Here is a 19,706-nt window from a genome sequence, read left to right as displayed (position 1 = left end):
AACCGATGAAAAAGCTGATAAAATATATATGTGCCGTTTCATTGTTGCTGTTTACCCAAGCTTGCAACGATGAATATTTGGATCGACTGCCGCTCGACTCTCCCTCCAGCGAGACCTTCTTTGCCAACGAGACAGAACTCGAAATGGCCGTCACGGGGGTTTACAACCGTCTTTGGTATTCCACACAGGGAGCGGTCTGGTTTCTATCGTTTGACTTTGCCTCAGATGATGGCTGGGATCGAAATGGCAGCGCGCTTCAGGCCTTGGGCAGAGGAGAACAAAACGCAGACAACGGCTACACCAACGGATTCTGGTCGGCCTTTTACCGGGCGATCAACCGGGTAAACTTCATCACGTCTGGCTCGGAGGAACTAAAGGCAAAGATGGATCCCGAGAAATACAACCGGCTGGTGGGCGAAGCGAGGTTTCTTAGAGCCTATTTCTATGCCTATCTGGCAGAACTGTACGGAGATGTCCCGCTGGTGATCACGACCCTCAGTCTAGATGAAGCCCAGACGCCCCGTACGCCAAAAAGCGAAGTCATAGACTTTGTACTTGCTGAATTGAATGAGGTAAAGGAATATCTTCCGATGAACGCGAACGACAAAGGAAAAGTCACCAAAGGCACCGTGCTGGCATTGATCTCAAGAGTAGCACTTTGGAATGAAAGGTGGCAAGAGGCTGCTGACGCCGCCAAGGAACTCATGGACTCCGGTGCTTACCAAATCGACCCGAATTACTCTGGAATGTTCACTTTTTCTGGAAACCAATCCCCTGAGGTGATCATGAGAATCAACTACCTCCGGGGTGTCACCACCCACAACACTCCGAGGGATTTTCTGTCCAGGATGTCGCTGGGACACTCCAACAAAAAGCCACCACAGGACTTCGTGGACACATTTGACTGCATTGACGGGTTGCCAATTGACAAGTCCCCTCTCTATGATACCCAACATCCTTTCGAAAATAGAGACCCGAGGATGAACTATACCCTGGTAGTTCCGGGTAGCCGATTGGTAAACTGGATCTTTGAGACCCATCGAGACAGTACTCTTACATGGGAGTTTAGAGGAGATGAAAAAGTAAGAGTACCCAACATCGAGGCGCAACATGCCTATGCCTCGTTCACCGGCTACCTCTTTCGCAAACATGTGGATGTGGCTGACTATCCAACCAATGTCGGCGCTTCAGAACAATCGTTGACGATTTTCAGGCTCGGGGAAGTCTTGCTGAACTATGCGGAGGCAAAGGTAGAGATGAACGAAATCGATGCTTCTGTGTATGAAGCAATTAACTCCATCAGAACCAGGGAATCCGTGAATATGCCACCGATAGCAGAAGGCAAAACCCAAGATGAGCTCAGAAATCTCATCCGAAAAGAGCGAAGAAGTGAACTGGGCATGGAAGGGTTCCGATACTTTGACATCCGGCGATGGAAAATCGCCGAAGATGTGATCCCCGGCCCGGTGAGGGGAAGGGTTAACCGCTACGGCGCTGGAGGATGGCTAAACGAGCCACCTATCATTGACCCTATGGGCACGCCTAGCTATGACCATATCAGCAACGCCTCCGAAATGGTAGTCATCGAAACCAGGGCTTTCAACCCAAGCAGGGACTACCTCTGGCCAATCCCCCGGATCGAACTCGAGACTAACAAGGCCCTAACCCAAAACCCTGGCTATTGATTTCCTACATAGACATTCCCTTGCGCAAGGAGCTCCTACTATGATATTAAGGAGTTCCTCGCAAGCGGAGAATTGTCAATTTTTATTTCGTCTATTTCACCACTGATACAATGAAAAAAATACTAGTCACTTTATGTGTTTTAATATCCGGCATTCTATCCCATCACAGCCATGGCCAGTCCTATGACATCGTGATCTATGGAGGCACCTCAGCGGGAGTTGCGGCGGCGATTCAAGCATCCCGAATGAATAAATCCGTCGTACTGATCGAGCCTACCCATAGGCTTGGCGGCCTAACCACTGGAGGTCTCGGACAAACGGATATCGGCAAAAAGCAGGCCATAGGAGGCATTTCCCGTGAGTTCTATCAAGAAATCAAAGCCTACTACAACCAGCCTGAAAACTGGAAATGGCAGCAAAAGTCCGAATATATGGATGGTGGACAGACCCGAACCCAAGCCGGAGAGGATGCCATGTGGACCTTTGAGCCCTCCGCCGCCCTGAAGGTATACCACAAAATGCTCGAAGGTGAGAAAATTGACATCGTCTATGGAGAGCGATTGCTGAGATCGGAAGCCGGTGTCAAAAAATCCAATGGAGCCATCCAATCCATTACAATGGAGAGCGGAAAGACCTTCAAAGGCAAGATGTTCATGGATGCCACTTACGAAGGCGACCTCATGGCGACCGCCGGAGTCAGCTACACCGTGGGAAGAGAAAGCAATGCCCAGTACAAAGAATCACTCAACGGAGTCCAAGCGAACTATTGGAGTGTGACCCTAAAAGGGAAAGCCTCTAGAAACGCCAAAAACCACAACTTTGTACCCGGTGTAGACCCTTACGTAGAAAAGGGAAACCCGGAAAGCGGCCTGCTCCCCTACATCATCGAAGGCGGCCCGGGCATAGACGGTTCCGGTGACAAAAAAGTCCAGGCCTACGGATTTCGTATGTGCCTGACCGATCACCCTGACAACAGAATACCTTTTCAAAAACCGGAAGGATACCAAGAGATAAACTACGAGCTGCTCTTCCGGAATTTTGAAGCCGGAGAAACAGTGTTACCCTGGATCAATTCAACTATGCCGAACCGAAAAACGGACACAAACAACCGACAGGGTTTTTCGACCGATTTTGTGGGGCAAAACCATGACTACCCGGAAGCCAGCTATGAGGAACGTGAAAAGATAGTCGAGGCACACCGTACCTACCAGCAGGGCTTGATGTGGACACTTGCCAACCATCCGCGGATTCCAGAGAAAGTCCGAAACGTCTATTCCCAATGGGGAACTTCCAAGGACGAGTTTGAGCGCGGCGACGGCTGGCAAAACCAGCTTTACATCCGTGAAGCAAGGCGTATGGTCAGTGATCTGGTGATGACCCAACAGCACTGCGAAAGGATAGAAGTCATCGACGATGCCGTCGGTCTGGCGGCCTATGGTATGGACTCCCACAACATACAGAGATATGTCGATCATAACGGCTATGTCCAAAACGAAGGAAATGTAGAAGCACATGTCGATGGCCCCTACCCGATCAGCTATCGCGCAATCATCCCTAAAAAGACTGAAGCAACGAATCTATTTGTACCGGTATGCCTAAGCGCAAGCCACATCGCCTTTGGCTCGATCCGTATGGAGCCCGTTTTCATGGTATTGGGTCAATCCTCTGCGATTGCGGCTTCTTTGGCTATTGACGCGGGAGTTTCTGTGCAGGATTTACCCTATGAAAGGTTAAAGTCAGAATTGACAGCCAACAAACAACGATTGGAATAGATACAAAATTATCGAAAGCACCCCAGTATGCACATCGAACCCATCTGGTTTCGGCGAGGGTGCTTTCGTCTTTCCATTTTTACTTTCAAAAATCGAACAGCTCATGAAAATCAGCAATCATATAAGACTGTGCCTATTGGCTTTGGCCATAGGCTATCTCTCCAGCTCCTGCAAACCCGCCGCTGAAGAGGACAATAGCATAGATGTAGTCGTCTACGGTGGCACATCCGGAGCGGTCACTGCCGCGATCCAGGCAAAAAAAATGGGAAAATCGGTCGTGCTCATTTCCCCCGACGTCCATTTGGGAGGATTGACCGCAGGAGGCTTGGGATGGACTGACACCGGCAAAAAAGAAGTCATCGGCGGCCTCGCAAGGGAATTTTACCAACGTGTCTACGACAAATACCAAGCGGAAGGAGCCTGGAAATGGGAAGATCAAGCGGACTTTGGCAACAAAGGCCAAGGGACACCGGCGATAGATGGGGCATTCCGCACCATGTGGATCTTCGAGCCACACATAGCAGAGGAAGTGTTTGACGAATGGGTCAAAGAACTGGGAATCGAACTCTACCGGGACGAGTGGCTGGACAGGGAAAGCGGTGTGACCATCGAGGACGGAAAAATCACCGCTATCCGAACCTTGGGCGGAAAGGAATTCAAGGGCAGAATGTTCATTGACGCTACATATGAAGGGGACTTGATGGCCGCTGCGGGAGTCAGCTACCATGTGGGAAGGGAAGCCACCAGCGTGTACAACGAAGAGTGGAATGGCATCCAAACAGGTGTATTTCACCACCGCCACCATTTCCAGGTACTTGACAAGCAGATCGACCCCTACGTCATTCCCGGTGACCCATCCTCTGGACTTTTGCCTAGAATCAGCGGAGAAGACCCGGGGGTAAAAGGTGAAGGAGACCGTAAAATCCAGGCATATTGCTTTCGTACCTGTATGTCCAACCATCCTGACAACCGCGTCCCTTTCCCCAGACCAGACAACTACGACTCTACCCAATACGAGCTACTCGTGCGAATCTTTGATGCGGGTTGGGATGAATGGTTCGACAAATTTGACATGATTCCGAACAGGAAAACCGACACCAACAACCACGGGCCATTCAGCTCTGACAACATTGGGATGAACTACGAGTACCCCGAAGCGAGCTATGAAAGAAGAAAGGAAATCATCAAGGAGCACGAGGATTACCAAAAAGGCCTTTTGTATTTCGTGGCAAACGACCCGAGGGTACCAAAAAAGACCCAGGAGGAGTTCAAAAACTGGGGCTTGGCCAAGGATGAATTCATAGACAACGGCAACTGGCCACACCAGATCTATGTCAGGGAAGCCCGACGGATGGTCGGCAACTATGTAATGACAGAGAATGAACTGCTCCGGAGAAGACCCACACCGGAATCTGTGGGCATGGGTTCCTATACCATCGACTCCCACAATATCCAACGGTATGTCGACGAAAATGGACATGTCCAAAACGAAGGTGACATCGGCGTCGGGCTGCCCGGACCCTATGAAATTGCCTTCGGATCGATCATTCCGAAAAAGGAAGAAATCACCAATCTGGTCGTTCCCGTGGCGGTGTCAGCCAGTCATATCGCGTTCGGTTCTATCCGGATGGAGCCCGTATTTATGATCTTGGGGCAATCTGGCGCTACCGCCGCGGTGATGGCTTTGGACAAAGGAATCCCTGTGCAGGATCTTTCCTACGAAACGCTGAAAGGCCAGCTACTGACAGATGGCCAAGTCTTGACCATGGAAAACCAGATCAAATAACTCCATCCTGTTTCGTTCAAAAACCCAATCCCCGATAAGTCGGGAGATTGGGTTTTCATTTTTCCATGCAAAGCCCAAAGCCAATGTCGGAAAGTATTCATCCCCCAAAAAAGGAAAAGCCACTTATTCCAAGGGCGGATTTCTTGGAAGCCGCCTTTTTGGCTCAAAGAAATCTTAGCGAATTGAACATGTGGCCTTGGGGAGCCGAAAGCTCTTTGAAAGAACCTAGGCTAGGAGGGAAAGGAAAAGTGCTGGAGGTGGAGATAGTAGGATTGGATCACTGTCGATCTGAACGACCGTCCCATTTCCAGACCTGTCGGGAATGGGTAAAGGAAAATGAAGTGAGTCTGTGATCGCGGGGAGTAGTAAACCTATCCAAGACGGAAGCAAAGCGAGCAGTCATTTGAAAAATAGTGCGAGCGGAGCGGAAGTCGAAGAGTGGTTTGCGCGGGGAAAAAGGCTTAGGGATAGAAGCGGAAATCTTTTCACATCAAGAAAGATTGGGAGTGGATAGCCTGGCCGAAGGAAAGCCCAAAGATTCAGTAACTCACAGTTTACCAAGAAGACTAAGCATTACAGCTTCGAAGAACAGTTGAAAAAGCTTGCGGAAATTTGGCAGGTCCGGGCAGACAACTACCTCCTGGCCAACGGTTTGTCGCTTGGCTAAGTAGCGGAATTCGGAGTACAAAACTTTCATTTAACCACAAAAGTTGATGTGAGGTAGAATGTTCAATTAACCACTTCGCCCGCCATTGAGCCAAACGCCTGTTGCGTTGTGACTATTTTTCGTTCTATGTAAAATCACATAATAATTTCTTTAATAACATAATTGAGTCACGGAATATTTATTATTGATAATATAGACGTCGTTTGGCCACCATGATAATTTTCAGCATTACCCATTAGAACGACCTTACCCCCAGGTCCGGTAAAAGCTTGAGGGAAAATAGACCCTTGCAAGTAACGGCAACTTATATCAAAAGTAGCCAGCCGAAAAGCACTAGTTTGAACTTGGCCGTCTACATCCGGCCACAGAACAGCATTGTCATTATAAGAAACTGATCCTATGTTTGCGACATTGCTTCTTGGACAAGCGGTAAGTCCTTCTCCTTTAAGCGAAACTGATTTTACTCCTCCGTTATAATCATAGGCTATAAAAAATACTCTATAATTGTAATTTTTATTTAAAGATAACTGTTGACCTGTCGTGGTAAACTCGAATTGATCATTGTTATTATTTTGAACTTGTACAACCCATTTATACGTTGGAGGAGTTGCGTCACTCTGAGGGAAGTCAATTTTATTTTTGCAGCCGTTGCAGAATGTGACTAGGAAAAGTATGACTGAGAAAGGCGCTAAATGAACGACCCTTTTTGTTGAAATCACTTTCATTTTTTATAAGTTTAAATATTAAATTAAAGATTTGCAATAACCTATAAGAAGTATTCCATAAAGTCTTTATTGGAACTTAGTATTCTTTGGACGGAATAACGCACAACGGTTCACGTATCGGCGATGGTGGGGCATTTGAAAAACGTCAGCCCAACACTTGCACAAATGCCCAATAGAATTACAAATGTTTCTGCGGAGCACTGAACCGCCACTTTTGTCAACCACGTGTTGTGCGTTCGTGCCAGTTCTGACATCAAAATCAATACTGGGATTTATAGCATTTGATTAGTAATTTAAGGTTAGAGAAGTAAAGCCTTCGCTCCTATCAGTACTTAGAACAATGTCTCGAGTAAAGTCAAATTCATCCCTATATTCTTCCCAATAAAGTGAGTCAATAGTTCCTGGCACATGACGCATTTCACCGCTTAATACAGCACTAAATATCCAAACCTTTTCCCAAGCATCATCACCTACTGCAATAAATTTTACTTTAAGATGACCAGAGATTCCATTGGGAAATTCTTCATAATAAGGAGGAGTAAATCCAGAATAACTTACACCAATGTTTGAGTTATTTTGGAATACCCAAAAGTAAGTTGCATTTTCATTGCGGTTTAATCTAGATGTTCTACCCGGTTCTAATCTCAATCGTTGCAGCAGAGTTCCGTCCCGATAGATTTCCATTTTAATTTCTGTGTCAGTGCCACTCCACCACTGATTACCTGTTTGGATACGCCAAGAAATTTTTGTTACTTTTTTCATTTTATTTAAGTCTAAAATTTATGCCTACTCTTTGTCGGATTTTTCGGCTTACTCCGTATTTCATTCTTGATAAATTTTGCAAGTCACTTTTAAATTGTGAAGTCGTCAAGCATGACGCACAATATATATACGCAATAGTTGCGTGTATTTCTCCAATGTATGCAATGCTTTGTTCGATATAATCTGCCTGAAATTGTTCCAATCGCCTTTTGCCGATTTTAAGTATTTGTAAGCACTTGTTGTCGGATATCGCTTGCTTTCGCTCAATTCTACACAATGTGATAGCTTTTTCCACTTTTGAGCTAAACAATTGCCTGTTGTACTAAACACGACAAATCAAAATGATTAAAACAAAAGGAATACAGCGACAATTTCTAAATCAGGTTCTCTAAAAGGATTGGAAGTCAGATTGTTACTTAAATTTCCGAAAGTAGATCTGAATAAAAAATACCCTATAGTGGGTATTTTCGGAAAAATCCCAAATCCAGGTGTCAGTTATTGTAAAATCCAATTGCATAGCTTCCGGATTAGGGCGATTTTAGCAATAAGCACTTATCCAAGTGGAGTATGGATAGGTGCTCTCGAACCTCTTTGACCTTTTCCCAAAAGATAACTTTCACAACAAGCCCCCAAGCAGATGTGCTTCTACTTCTTTTCCGATGGCCAATGGCTGGCTGAACTTTCGACAGATGAGCTTTATTCCCCTTGGGTGAAGCAAATGGACGCCTTCGAGGGGCAGCACTATGTGGTTGGCTTCTCCCATCCCAAGCTGGATGTCCTGTCCAACGATCCGGAACATCCCATTATCCAGATGGAGTGGGGTCTTATGCCTCACTGGGCCAAGGACAAATCCTTCCAGAAAAATACGCTAAATGCCCGCCTGGAGACTTTGGAGGAAAAGCCCAGCTTCCGATCCTACACCGGCAATCGCTGCCTGATTCCCGCAGAGAGCTTTGTGGAATGGCAGTGGCTTGACCCCAAGGGCAAAGTGAAACAGAAATACCGCATCCGGGAAAAAGGAGAGCCCTGGTTCACATTCGCGGGACTGTACAGCGAATGGGCAAACCCGGAGACGGGCGAACTGATTCCGACCTTCACCATCGTTACCCGTGAAGCAGAAGGAATCATGCGGGAAATCCATAATACCAAGCTACGTATGCCGATGATCGTCTCTCGGGCTGAGCGAGATCTGTGGCTCGCGGGTGAGATCGACGTAGCAACGCCTCCTGAACTGGAAGCTGAAAAAGCAGAGTAGGTTTTTTCAAAGAATAATCTGAATCACCTCGTCCAAATTGGTGGAATAGCGAGGCGACAGACGCTCCTGCTTCATCTTCCAGACCTTACCCGGATCCTGGGAAGCCAGCCGGACTTTTTTTCCATAGAGCAGATTCAATCGGTCTACCGTTTTCATCAGGGGAATCTGCCGGGAATCCCGGTTTTTGAAGAGATCCAGTTGTGGCTCTTTCTCCGCTGTAAACTTCTCCACGATCACACCGGCTTTCTTATAGTGGAATCCAGGACGGAAAATCCGCTTCAGCGCTTCCACGGCAAACTTGGACAGTTCCATGCCAGAGTTGGTGGGAAAATGCAAAAACCGGTCAAACTGACCCCCGCTAGCCGAAGTAAATTGACCCCTTCCGGCCGGAGCAAATTGACCCCCGTCCGCCGGAGCAAACTGACCCCCTTGGGGGGATATTTTTTGGGATTGGAATAGTGGGCTTTCGAAGGCTGTTGGATCAGGATTAACTACCCTGAACCGATGGCTAACCGACCCCTAACCATGAATAAGATACGACAGATTTTGAGAGGCCACTTTGAAGGCCGAGGCTCCAAACAGTTGAGCCAGCTTACCGGGGTAGCCCGTAATACAGTCAAAGGCTATCTAAGGCGTTTCAAAGAGACTGGACTTACTTATCAGGACGCAGAACAGTTGTCCGATGAAGGGCTTTCTGAGCTGTTTCTCGGTCCTCCGGCCCCCCAACAGCAGAATAAGCGACAGGAAATCCTATCTGCGCTATTGCCTACGATCTCCAAAGAACTCCGTCGCAAAGGCATGACCCAGCAGCGTCTCTGGGAAGATTACATCGCCAAACACCCTCAGGGTTACCGCTGCAGCCAGTTCAAAGCCTACCTGAGCGAATACCTGAACCGTAGGAGTCTGACCATGCATTTTGAGCACAAAGCGGGCGACAAAGTATTCATTGACTATGCCGGAAAGCCCCTTTACATCACCGATCCGGAGACCGGCGAGCATATTCCCGTACAGGTATTTTTGGGAGTGCTGGGCTGCAGCCAATACACCTACATGGAAGCAACCCTGACCCAAAAGCAGGAGGATTTTACAGGAAGCTGCCGCAGAATGCTTGAGTACTATGGAGGTGTCCCAAGAGCTGTTGTACCGGACAATCTCAAGCCAGCGGTACAGAAGGGAAGCAAATATTCCCCGGTAATCAACGAGACTTTTGAATCCTTTGCAGAGCATTACGGCACCAGCATTCTCCCCACCCGGCCACGCCAGCCCAGGGAAAAATCCCTGGTGGAAGGAGCTGTCAAACTGGTTTACCAGCGGATCTATATTCACCTTCAGAACAAGGTATTCTTTTCACTGGAAGGACTCAATGAGGCCATCAGGCCACTTCTTGCATCCTACAATGACCGGACTCTCAGGGGAGAAGAAAGCCGTCGGGAACAGTTTGAACAGCTCGAACGGGAAAGTCTGCAGCCCCTTCCCGCCCTGCCTTACCAGCTGATGGAGGTCAAGATCTCCACGGTAATGAAAAATACACACATCTGTCTGGCCGTGGACAAGCATTACTACAGCGTTCCCCATCAGTTCATCGGCAAGAAAGTCAAAGTGCTCTACAACGACGACCGGGTGGAGATCTTTTACCGATACCACCGTATTGCCCAGCACAAAAGAGACCGCCGCAAACACAAGTACACTACTTCAGCCGATCACCTGGCCGCAAGCCAGCGGTATGTGTCCAGTTGGAGCTATGACTATTTTGTGGGAGAAGGAAGCAAGATCAGCAGGGAAGTCGGTGACTACCTGGCTGCGCTGATGGAGACCAAGCCCCATGCCGAACAGGGCTACAAGTCCTGTGCAGGGATCCTCCATCTGGCCAAGAAAGTGGGGAACTCACGGCTGATATTAGCCTGCAAACGGGCTTCTGAATACGGAATCTACACTTATCCCATCATCGAGGATATTCTGTCCAAGAACCTTGACACACTCAGTCCATCTGAAGAGCAGCTGGACGATACCGTACTGACACCCCGTCACCATAACATCCGGGGCAAGGAATATTACAGTTAAAACCAAAACACATGATCGAACAGACGCTTGAGAAAATGAGAAAAATGAAGCTCTACGGCATGCTCCGCAGCTTCAAACATGCTACCCACACCCAGTCGATGGCCGGCCTCACGGCCGACGAGCTCATCCACCTGCTGGTGGAAAACGAATGGGACGAACGCCAAAACCGGAGTATGGAGCGAAGCCTGAGAAACGCCAGATTCCGCTACAAAGCAACTGTGGAAGGACTTGACTTCCATCCTGATAGAATGCTGGACAAAAACCAGCTGCTTCGTCTGGCAGACGGCGGCTACATCAAAAAGGGAGAAAACATCCTGCTCACGGGAAGTACGGGCACCGGGAAAAGTTACCTCGCCTGTGCACTGGGAAATCAGGCCTGCGCCCAAGGACACAAAGTCCTCTACGCCAATACCAACCGATTGCTCACCCAACTGAAAATGGCAAAGGCAGAAGGCTCCTCGATCAAAGAAATGATCAAGCTCGAAAAGCAGGATGTACTTATTCTGGATGACTTTGGAATCCAGCCTTTAGACGTACAGGGCAGAATGCTGCTGATGGAAATCATCGAAGACCGACACGGCAAAAAATCCACCATCATCACCTCACAGCTTCCTGTTAACGCATGGTATGAAGTCATCGGAGATCAGACGCTGGCAGATGCCATTCTCGACAGGATTGTCCATGACGCACACCGTCTGGAACTACAGGGTGACTCCCTACGAAAAAAGCGAAAAATAAACCAAGCCAACCTCTAACTTCGCCTTCCAGAATTCCACTTTTCTGACCCAAAAATCCAGACAACTCTAGGGGGTCAATTTCCAGCGGCGACAGGGGGTCAATTTAATCGGCATATGCAATCATGGTGCCTTGCACCACATATTCTTCCATGTTTTCAGCAGTCTCCTGAAGTGTAATTGTCCCCAGAGAATTGCTGCCTGCTGCGAGGCTTACCTCTTGAGAGATGGTCTCGTAACCCAGATAGCTAAAGCGGAGTGTCGCTTTGCCAAGAGGTAGATTAGAGAGTTCAAATTTCCCGTACAAATCAGTCGCGGCACCTCTGCCCAACTCATCAATCCACACATTCACCCCGGGAAGAAATCCCGTCGCGTCCGATACTTTTCCCGTGATCGATGCGGTGTTTTGTGCATATGCTGTCACAAACCCGAGCATCAATACTAACATTAGATGTAGCCGTTTTTTCATTTCGAATAAATTTTCGACAAACCTAGTTACCGGCCCCTATTCCAGTCGTCCGTATAAATTTATCCGTACCTTCTTAGGCCGGAATGAAATACATTGCACTGATTTACAGTACATTAAAGCGTATTAACAAATAATTATCAAAAAATGAACCGCCGATAATCCCGTACTTTTTGTCGAGTTTTCTATCGTTGAAAAAGGAAAAAACCCAAAACGCGAAGGGAATTGGACTTGAATGAAAATCAAAAAAATCGGGCTTCATTCTTTCTCTTTCCAGGCCTGAATTAAAATTCAATTCGGAAGGATCCAAAGAATAAATCCATTGAATTAAATGATAGGACGATGAGCTGGATCTTCATTTTTTAAAAAACCATCCCAAGGATTCGAATAACAGAGAAGCAGTCAAAATCGATTTTTAAAAGGGCTTTCCAAGAAAAGCGATCTAAACAAAACACTCCGAAATCTGCAAAAATCATCTTGGCTATACCAGCGACAAAGCCGAATGGCTTTTCGGGATGCGGGAGAGAAAGTCAGAAAAAAGAAAAAATGAAAAACTATCCTGCCGGGACTTTAGTGGGAAAGCTCCCAGTTTTTGCGATAGTCGCTGGGACTACAGCCCGTAGCGTCCTTGAAATACTTATAAAAAGTCGATTTGGATTTGAATCCGCTCTCGTAGCCCACTACCGTGAGATTATCCTCACCGACTTGTTGGAGCAGCTTTTTGGACTCCTCCACCCTCGCCGTATTGAGATATTGGTAAAAATTCTGCCCCAGTTCCAGATTCAAAGCCTGTGTGATATTTACGCGGGGCACTTCCAATTCCTGAGCCAGATCATCCAGCGAAAAATCCGGATTTAAATAAGGCTTTTTCTTTGCGAAATACAGGGCAAGTGCCTCCAGGATCGATCTCATCTCCTCGGTCTCCAACCTGGAAGTCTTATACTTTTCCCTTTCGTGAATCTCCAAACTCAGTGTATTTCCAGCTGACTCTTGCTGATTGATCGACAGGAGTCTCATCCTCACATTGATGACGGCAAAAAACAAAACCAGCATCAATCCATAAAAGGTATATCTGGATCCGAGATTGATCGGCAGTTGGAAAATTTCGATCAAAAAGCCGAAAATAATCAGGCCAAAAAGAAACAGGTAGGCCGCCCCGATAAACTTGGCAATCAGTGATTTCAATTTGAGTACCTGATCCTTCTTTTCTCCCGAAAAAGCAAAAAACGGATACAGTCCATATCCAAAAGAAGAAAACATCAGAGAATACAGGATAAAATAATGGTACATATCCATAAATAAATCCAGATTGACATCGATCAATAAAGAAATCGTCAGCAACACATTGACTCCCAATCCCATCAGAAATGGGGCGGTATGCAACAAAAATGCCCTGGAGGTCAAAGTTCTTCCTAAAACCGACTGAATGTAAAAAAACAGCATTGGCCCATAAAGCAATGAAAATGAGCCATGCAGGCGATCAAAAATCTCTTCACTATCAAATACCAACAGGATGGCTCCTTTGTAAGACAGATGGATAAAAATCACCCCAAATAGCAAGCTCAGAAAGAGATCTTCTCCCTTATATCGCTTGTTGAAATATATCAACAAAGCGGTAGTGAGCGCCTGAAGGGTGACGACAGCAAGAACAATCCCCATGAACAAAATCCCGTTAGGACCGGCAAATGACCAGTTGCAACAAAATTAGAATCCAAAAATTACCAGAATGTTACTTTTGCATTGTGTTAACCCAGCCTTGGAATTAAATGTCTGCCGTTTGCGTGCAAAAAGCCAAGCATATTATCCAAGCTTTTTTGACAGAAACCAAACACTCAGGCCGAATCAGGGTTCCAACGATTCATCCCAATTCGGATATAGCCTAAACAGATTAAAATTCGACAAAAAGAACTGCAAGACCGTTCACGTTGTACAGGCTTTTTTATGGTTAAACCCAAAAAATTTTCACAATTACCGGTATTTCCAGCGCTTCATACTGGAAAAAGCTTCGGTTTGCTCTTCTTTTTGAAGCAATCCAAAGAAACAAATCAGACTAAAGATACATCTACCTTCGCATCCCGGTCGATGGAGTAGGCGAAGGGCTGTCTTTCCAAACGATTATACCCATCCTCAAAATGGAACGTTTCTGCCGAACGTAATCTCCCAACTTCAGTTCATGATTTGATTGCGTATCTCGCCATTGGACGGAATCGTGGTGATTATAGTTTACTTGGCTGCATTGATATCTAGCGGACTGTATAAACCAAACTTGGATTCGTCCACAGGCTTGAAAAGCAACTGGGAAAACATGTACAAGCCATTTTTCCAAACCTTGAAATCATGTCCACCACTCTCCAAATAGTAAATATGCGGCACATCATTTTCTGCTAAATACTCATGAGTTCGAGAACTGAATCTTAGCAATCCATCTGCATCTCCGCAGGAAATCCAAAGTACTTTTAACATTTCCTTGGCTTTTGCAGGATCAGGTATTAACTCCTGAGGTGCTTTGGTATTTGGAGCTGAGGAAAAACCTCCCACCCAAGCAAACTTATCCAAGTTGCCCAAGCCAAAATTCAGAGATTGGCCTCCACCCATGGAAAGTCCCGCAATTGCACGGTTTTCTCTATCGGTAAGCACGGGGAAGTTTTCTTCCACATAGGGAATCAGGTCATTCAACAAATCCTGTTCGAAGGTGGCAAAAGCAGCCACTTTATCAGGAGCCATGATATTTCCGCTTGCGCTATCATCTTTCATCGCTCTGCCATTTGGCATCACCACAATCATGGGCACTAGCTTTCCTTGAGCATAGAGGTTATCCAAAATGATCTCAGGATGACCGCCTTTCAGCCATTCTTTTTCATCTCCTCCGATGCCATGCAGAAGGTAAAGCACTGGATACTTCTTGCTTTTTGAATAGCCAGGAGGTGTATAAACCAAAGCTTTCCGAGTTGCGCCAACTGTCTTTGATGAATAGCTGATGGAATCAATTTTCCCATGGGAAATTCCATCTTTCGCTTGGTCAAAACCAGCTGGGGCTTCTTTTTCTAGTTGCTGTGCTTGAAGCTGCCCCACAAAGAGGAACAATAGGAGTAATAGGTTTTTTGAGCGGTTCATAGGTTATAGGTTGTTTTGGGTTGAAATAAATTGATTGGGCACGAGACTTTAAGCTTACTATTTCATTAGTAACTGAGCCATTTGCTCACCGTAGCGTGAACCAAGTAATCGATAGCCTGCAGCGGAGAAATGCAAGCCATCGGCTATCGCCTCGCAATCTGCTGATGAAATCACATATGAATTTGGGATCACATCAGGAAGGGTCGCAATGATCGGGTTCATACTGGCACACTTGCCTCCTTGCTCCGCGCTTACCAATTCACCAGCTAATAACGGGACGGAATCGGGAGCTAATCCTAAATCGCTTAATAGATTATCATAAACTCCTTCCACTTTCTTTGGCCAGGATTGGTCTCCTGTATTTGATTCACCTTGGTGAAGTAATATCCCTTTGATTACTCCGTCTTTTTGGGCAAGCTTAGCGAGCTCCACCAAATTCCCGTATGGATTTCCATCGTACTGAGCGATCATTCCTTTCATCCATCCCGGAGCAGTTTCCACATAGGATTCGTAACTATCTTTTTGAAAAAGCTCGATTTTGCAACCACCTACAGACACATTGATAATGCCGATTTTGATGCTATCAGGTAGGCTTTCAGCCAAAGTTTTTCCGAAATAATCTCCTGGTGTAATACCGGTATTACATCTACTAAGAGGTGGAACAGCTGTATACCAATTACCTCTTTTCCGGTTTAAATCCGGGCAATCCACCGCCTGAAATACTTTAAACCGCTCATTTGCTACCGTGTCCTGAGGTTCAGGTTTGGAATGCCCCTCCATATTGGACTGGCCAAAACTGAGGAAAATGTAAAAATTGGGATCTTGGGCAAAGCTGTTCGCTGAATAAATACAAGTCAACAAACTCAACATTAACAGTTTAAACTTGAGCCTTCTGCAACAATTTGTATTATCTGAATTTGTAGGGTTTATCATCTTATAATTCTTAAAAAGACCTTATTCATTTTCATTCAAACCCATTGCTTCCATTGGACGCAAACTGGATTTTTCAGGGGTAGGAAAATCATCCGGTACAGGATAAGTCACCTTTCCACTAGCCAACCACTCTGCCGCCCGGATCACAGTAGTCTGAAATCCTGCACATCTATAAGCTGGAGGGTATGTCTCTCCTCTCCAAAGATGTCCCATACTGGAATTATAAACATTTCCCTTCCCATACTTTACCACCCACTCTACTGGCCACATTTTTTTGGTGTCTGTACTGTCAAATGCATAGGAAAGCACTGTCAAATTCTCAGCGGCACCACGGGGATAGCTGTAAACTTCCGTATTCACTGTCTTCCATGTTGTTGGATATCCTTCATTGATTGGGTGAGGATTCAGAATTTGAATCAGTGCATCAAACCTATCACCATGACTCGTTCCCTTTCCTTCACCTTTGGGATGCTTGATCAATTGCCGTTCAGCACTCACCTCTAGAGCTATACCTGAATAAGCTGAGCGCCAACCCAACCCGATCATGTCATCATATTCCTTCCAATCCGGAAATGCGTTATTGGCTGAGTGAAGAATGTACAGACCGCCACCTTGCCTCACGTAATCGTCCAGACTCTTCCGGGCAGCTTCAGGCCACATTAACTTCAAATCATGGATATTATTGGTGTTTTGAATGACTACAGCATAAGGATCAAAATCCGGATTCCATTTCTGCCTTTCAACACTGTCAATAGGCACCGTGCTTACATCAATTTTAAACTTTCCACTTCCCTCCAAAATCCATCTGATCACTTCAGTGGTCTGCTTCCAATCGTGGTTACTAAATCCATCCACAATTAAAGCCCTGTAAATTGGCTGTGTTTGGGCAGAAAGATTCTCGCTCATAAAAAGACACAAACCAAAAGCGATCAGCACAGCTACCCGCCTCAAACCAAGTCTTGATGAATAAGATCTTTTCTTAAAATTCATTTTTGATCAATAATATCTATACTACTGCCTTCCCAATTCTATTAATAACTTTTACAAGATAAAATGCTATCTGCAGCCAAAATCATTTCCCTGCAACCAATGTAATTACTTCTCCTTTAGTCGTTTTGATATCAAACAACTTCATATCACTTAGATCCGCGGGAATAATCTCAGCCTCTGGCGACACGATTGGATCTGCAGTGACTGGCACTTGATAGAATGGGTTAGGATTTTCTCCACTCGCTACCTTCAGTCCTTTACCCTTTTCTAGATCCAAGGTGTTTGGTACTCTCAATCTCAGATTTCCTCCAATGGTAGATTTAATTACTGCTTTTTCAATCTTACCGTCTTTCCATTTCAGCTCCACTACTTCAAAGCCACCTTTGGCACGTATTCCGGTGATGCTTCCCTCTTTCCAAACATCCGGCAAGGCCGGTAAAAGATGGATCTCCCCATTAGCACTTTGCACAAGCATCTCGGTAATCCCGGAAGTACAACCAAAGTTTCCATCAATCTGGAATGGTGGATGTGCGTCAAAAAGGTTGTTATAAGAACCACCACCTCCTCGGTTGGAACCTACAGGAGAAAGTTGGTTTTGAATCAGTTTATAAGCGTGGTTTCCATCGAGCATTCTTGCCCACCAGTTCACTTTCCAACCCATACTCCAACCAGTGGATACATCTCCACGCTGAATCAAAGTGTTTTTGGAAGCAGAATACAATTCTGGAGTTCTCAACGGGGAAATCTGGTTGGATGGGAATAAGCCATACAAATGTGAAATATGACGGTGATGATCATTAGGATCATCAATATCATCCAGCCATTCCTGCAGTTGCCCATGCCTTCCGATCTGCATTGGCGGAAGTCTATCCCGCATCGCACGAAGAGAATCCGCAAAAGTTTGATCTTTATCCAGCATCTCAGATGCCTGAATCACTGCACTAAATGCATCAAAAACCAATTGGTTGTCCATGGTAGTTCCTGCATCTAAGGAGGAACCATCGTGAGCAGCAGGAGCGTTTTCAGGAGATGTTCCTGGATTGACTACCAACCACTTATTCTCAGGATGCTCTACCAAAAAATCAACATAGAACATCGCAGCGCCTTTCAAAATCGGATAGATAGATTTTAGATAATCCATATCTCCATTGTATTGGAAATGATCCCAAAGATGCTGGCTAGTCCAAGCTCCTCCTCCACTCCAAATTCCCCAGAAAATCGCATCCACTGGGCCGGTAATTCTCCAGATATCTGTGTTATGATGTGCCATCCAACCTCTTGCTCCATACATCACCCTAGCTGTTTCCTCCCCTGCCTCTGCCATTTCAGACACCATTTTCAGAAAAGGCTCATGAAGCTCAGCCAAGTTGGTTTTCTCAGCCGGCCAATAGTTCATCTGAGCATTGATATTGATGGTGTATTTACTATCCCAAGGCGGAGACATCTGCTGATTCCAAATCCCTTGTAGGTTTGCCGGCTGTCCTCCCGGCTGGGAAGATGAGATTAACAAGTATCGTCCATACTGGTAATAGAGCGTTACCAACTGGGGGTCATCCCCTTCTCGAAAGCCTTTAAGGCGCTCATCTGTTGGGAGTTTGGAGGCTTCTGTTTCTCCTAAATTCAAACTCACTCGGTCGAAATATTTTTGATAATCTACCCGATTTGTCTTCAATAAGTCAGCAAAAGATTTGGTTGAACCTTTTGCCATAAAAGCTTGGGCTCTTGCATTTTCATCACCTGTGAGATCAAGGTAGTTGTTGAAATTGGTGGCTATGGAAATATAGATCGTAGCTTCGTTAGCATTCTTTACTTCTATTGAATTCTCTGATGAGCTGATCTCGCCACCTTGGTTTTTGACTTTCGCAATACTTTTGAATTTCACTTGACCTTTCACGCCTTCATGATCAGTCGTAGTACCAGAGATAGTCAATTCCTTTTCTGCATTGAGGGCAATTGTAGCATTAGGCTGAGGAGTAGCCATGGAAGCGATGAAGGAGATTTTACCAGGTTTGCTGGCTGTCAGGTGAATTGCAATGACATTATCAGCGAAGGAAGCAATAGCTTCACGGGTATAGGTCACGCCGTCGACTACATAACTCACTTTGGAAATTGCCTGCGAAATATCCAGTTCCCGACGATAATCTGTAAAAGTACCATGCCCTTCAAATGCGATTTTCAGATCTCCAACTGGTTGAAACTTTTGCCCATGGGACTTCTTGCTTTGGATGGTTTTGGCGGCCAACTGTTCCGCTTCTTTTTGCTTCCCTTCGAAAATCAATCGTCTGACTTCCGGCAAGGATGCCAAAGCATCTGGGTTATCATTTCTATTTGGCCCACCGGACCAAACGGTATGCTCGTTGAGCTGAATCAACTCATTTTCCACATTTCCAAAAATCATTGCTCCCAATCTGCCATTTCCGATCGGTAAAGCATCTGTCCATACATCAGCTGCTGGCTGTTTGTACCACAGGGTGAGAGGAGAGCTTTCCTGGGCTTTTACATTTAGAGAAAAAGCCACAAAGAGGACTACAAATAAGCTTTTTAAACAATTTTTACTATTAAGCATTTTGGGTGTTTTACTATTTTTCAATTCTATTTTATGATTATCCGCAATGATGCCAGTCACCTTAGATTCTTTGCTTTTCAGGTTGGAAGACCGATGACCGAAGACCGAAGTGGCCTCAATTCTTAAGTTTAACATATCTTATTTTGCTTTTAAATAATCCCGATGACGCCCAGAATTTTAGGCTGCTCCT

The 19,706-nt window shown here is 45.8% G+C and carries 15 protein-coding genes and 1 pseudogene; 7 read left to right on the top strand and 9 right to left on the bottom strand.

Annotated features, from left to right (window positions below):
* Window positions 1–5: 5 nt before the first annotated feature.
* The 4 genes from J0A67_RS05190 to J0A67_RS05175 all read left to right on the top strand — a co-directional run bounded on the left by J0A67_RS05190 (window position 6) and on the right by J0A67_RS05175 (window position 5,596).
* Window positions 6–1,685, top strand: a complete 1,680-nt coding sequence (locus J0A67_RS05190; protein ID WP_206568199.1) for a RagB/SusD family nutrient uptake outer membrane protein — start codon at window positions 6–8, stop codon at window positions 1,683–1,685.
* A 110-nt stretch (window positions 1,686–1,795) separates the two neighbouring features.
* Window positions 1,796–3,457 carry an FAD-dependent oxidoreductase gene (locus tag J0A67_RS05185; protein WP_206568198.1) on the top strand — a complete coding sequence of 554 codons (1,662 nt, stop codon included), beginning with the start codon at window positions 1,796–1,798 and terminating at the stop codon, window positions 3,455–3,457.
* Between the two features lie 103 nt (window positions 3,458–3,560).
* Complete coding sequence (locus J0A67_RS05180; RefSeq protein WP_206568197.1) at window positions 3,561–5,243, top strand: FAD-dependent oxidoreductase; 1,683 nt, start codon at window positions 3,561–3,563, stop codon at window positions 5,241–5,243.
* A gap of 83 nt (window positions 5,244–5,326) precedes the next feature.
* Window positions 5,327–5,596 carry a hypothetical protein gene (locus J0A67_RS05175; protein WP_206568196.1) on the top strand — a complete coding sequence of 90 codons (270 nt, stop codon included), beginning with the start codon at window positions 5,327–5,329 and terminating at the stop codon, window positions 5,594–5,596.
* A gap of 481 nt (window positions 5,597–6,077) precedes the next feature.
* On the opposite strand, the gene J0A67_RS05170 is transcribed toward J0A67_RS05175, so the two are convergent.
* Both J0A67_RS05170 and J0A67_RS05165 read right to left on the bottom strand, forming a co-directional pair.
* Window positions 6,078–6,635 carry a hypothetical protein gene (locus tag J0A67_RS05170; RefSeq protein ID WP_206568195.1) on the bottom strand — a complete coding sequence of 186 codons (558 nt, stop codon included), beginning with the start codon at window positions 6,633–6,635 and terminating at the stop codon, window positions 6,078–6,080.
* Between the two features lie 285 nt (window positions 6,636–6,920).
* On the bottom strand, window positions 6,921–7,397 hold the full coding sequence (locus J0A67_RS05165) for a hypothetical protein (protein ID WP_206568194.1): 477 nt from the start codon (window positions 7,395–7,397) through the stop codon (window positions 6,921–6,923).
* 637 nt (window positions 7,398–8,034) lie between these two features.
* Here J0A67_RS05165 and J0A67_RS05160 point away from each other — a divergent pair.
* Window positions 8,035–8,652, top strand: a complete 618-nt coding sequence (locus J0A67_RS05160; RefSeq protein ID WP_206568193.1) for an SOS response-associated peptidase — start codon at window positions 8,035–8,037, stop codon at window positions 8,650–8,652.
* A 6-nt stretch (window positions 8,653–8,658) separates the two neighbouring features.
* Here the strand turns inward: J0A67_RS05160 and J0A67_RS05155 are convergent, their stop codons facing one another.
* Window positions 8,659–8,988 (bottom strand): DUF4113 domain-containing protein, encoded by a 330-nt coding sequence (locus J0A67_RS05155; protein WP_369075092.1) that lies wholly within the window; start codon window positions 8,986–8,988, stop codon window positions 8,659–8,661.
* A 189-nt stretch (window positions 8,989–9,177) separates the two neighbouring features.
* On the opposite strand from J0A67_RS05155, the gene istA reads away from it, so the two are divergent.
* Together istA and istB are read left to right on the top strand one after the other, a co-directional pair.
* Window positions 9,178–10,713: an IS21 family transposase gene (istA, locus tag J0A67_RS05150; RefSeq protein WP_241265070.1), complete on the top strand. Its 1,536-nt coding sequence runs from the start codon at window positions 9,178–9,180 to the stop codon at window positions 10,711–10,713.
* Window positions 10,714–10,724: 11 nt separating this feature from the next.
* Window positions 10,725–11,468, top strand: a complete 744-nt coding sequence (gene istB, locus J0A67_RS05145) for an IS21-like element helper ATPase IstB (RefSeq protein WP_206568190.1) — start codon at window positions 10,725–10,727, stop codon at window positions 11,466–11,468.
* A gap of 85 nt (window positions 11,469–11,553) precedes the next feature.
* On the opposite strand, the gene J0A67_RS05140 is transcribed toward istB, so the two are convergent.
* From J0A67_RS05140 to J0A67_RS05115, 6 genes and pseudogenes are all read right to left on the bottom strand, one after another.
* Complete coding sequence (locus J0A67_RS05140; RefSeq protein ID WP_206568189.1) at window positions 11,554–11,916, bottom strand: carboxypeptidase-like regulatory domain-containing protein; 363 nt, start codon at window positions 11,914–11,916, stop codon at window positions 11,554–11,556.
* A 567-nt stretch (window positions 11,917–12,483) separates the two neighbouring features.
* On the bottom strand, window positions 12,484–13,572 hold the full coding sequence (locus J0A67_RS05135) for a helix-turn-helix domain-containing protein (RefSeq protein ID WP_206568188.1): 1,089 nt from the start codon (window positions 13,570–13,572) through the stop codon (window positions 12,484–12,486).
* 570 nt (window positions 13,573–14,142) lie between these two features.
* Window positions 14,143–15,027 (bottom strand): annotated as a pseudogene (locus J0A67_RS05130) (alpha/beta hydrolase); the annotation flags it as partial.
* 57 nt (window positions 15,028–15,084) lie between these two features.
* Window positions 15,085–15,897 (bottom strand): sialate O-acetylesterase, encoded by an 813-nt coding sequence (locus J0A67_RS05125; protein WP_206568186.1) that lies wholly within the window; start codon window positions 15,895–15,897, stop codon window positions 15,085–15,087.
* 84 nt (window positions 15,898–15,981) lie between these two features.
* Complete coding sequence (locus J0A67_RS05120) at window positions 15,982–16,950, bottom strand: ThuA domain-containing protein (RefSeq protein ID WP_206568185.1); 969 nt, start codon at window positions 16,948–16,950, stop codon at window positions 15,982–15,984.
* Window positions 16,951–17,032: 82 nt separating this feature from the next.
* Entirely contained in the window at window positions 17,033–19,516 is a 2,484-nt protein-coding gene (locus tag J0A67_RS05115) for a glycoside hydrolase family 95 protein (RefSeq protein ID WP_206568184.1), read from the bottom strand.
* Window positions 19,517–19,706: the final 190 nt, after the last annotated feature.

Origin of the sequence: Algoriphagus aestuariicola (assembly GCF_017254835.1) — a bacterium.
Classification (GTDB): domain Bacteria; phylum Bacteroidota; class Bacteroidia; order Cytophagales; family Cyclobacteriaceae; genus Algoriphagus; species Algoriphagus aestuariicola.
Note: the sequence above shows the minus strand (reverse complement) of the source record. Positions and strands in the feature narration are given on the sequence as shown.

What these genes read in the sequence shown, in the direction of transcription:
- J0A67_RS05160 (WP_206568193.1), top strand. Translation starts at nt 8,035, where the DNA reads ATGTGCTTCTACTTCTTTTCCGATGGCCAATGGCTGGCTGAACTTTCG.
- J0A67_RS05180 (WP_206568197.1), top strand. Translation starts at nt 3,561, where the DNA reads ATGAAAATCAGCAATCATATAAGACTGTGCCTATTGGCTTTGGCCATA.
- istB (WP_206568190.1), top strand. Translation starts at nt 10,725, where the DNA reads ATGATCGAACAGACGCTTGAGAAAATGAGAAAAATGAAGCTCTACGGC.
- J0A67_RS05140 (WP_206568189.1), bottom strand. Translation starts at nt 11,916, where the DNA reads ATGAAAAAACGGCTACATCTAATGTTAGTATTGATGCTCGGGTTTGTG.
- J0A67_RS05165 (WP_206568194.1), bottom strand. Translation starts at nt 7,397, where the DNA reads ATGAAAAAAGTAACAAAAATTTCTTGGCGTATCCAAACAGGTAATCAG.
- istA (WP_241265070.1), top strand. Translation starts at nt 9,178, where the DNA reads ATGAATAAGATACGACAGATTTTGAGAGGCCACTTTGAAGGCCGAGGC.
- J0A67_RS05125 (WP_206568186.1), bottom strand. Translation starts at nt 15,897, where the DNA reads ATGTTGAGTTTGTTGACTTGTATTTATTCAGCGAACAGCTTTGCCCAA.
- J0A67_RS05175 (WP_206568196.1), top strand. Translation starts at nt 5,327, where the DNA reads ATGTCGGAAAGTATTCATCCCCCAAAAAAGGAAAAGCCACTTATTCCA.
- J0A67_RS05190 (WP_206568199.1), top strand. Translation starts at nt 6, where the DNA reads ATGAAAAAGCTGATAAAATATATATGTGCCGTTTCATTGTTGCTGTTT.
- J0A67_RS05115 (WP_206568184.1), bottom strand. Translation starts at nt 19,516, where the DNA reads ATGCTTAATAGTAAAAATTGTTTAAAAAGCTTATTTGTAGTCCTCTTT.
- J0A67_RS05135 (WP_206568188.1), bottom strand. Translation starts at nt 13,572, where the DNA reads ATGGGGATTGTTCTTGCTGTCGTCACCCTTCAGGCGCTCACTACCGCT.
- J0A67_RS05120 (WP_206568185.1), bottom strand. Translation starts at nt 16,950, where the DNA reads ATGAATTTTAAGAAAAGATCTTATTCATCAAGACTTGGTTTGAGGCGG.
- J0A67_RS05170 (WP_206568195.1), bottom strand. Translation starts at nt 6,635, where the DNA reads ATGAAAGTGATTTCAACAAAAAGGGTCGTTCATTTAGCGCCTTTCTCA.
- J0A67_RS05185 (WP_206568198.1), top strand. Translation starts at nt 1,796, where the DNA reads ATGAAAAAAATACTAGTCACTTTATGTGTTTTAATATCCGGCATTCTA.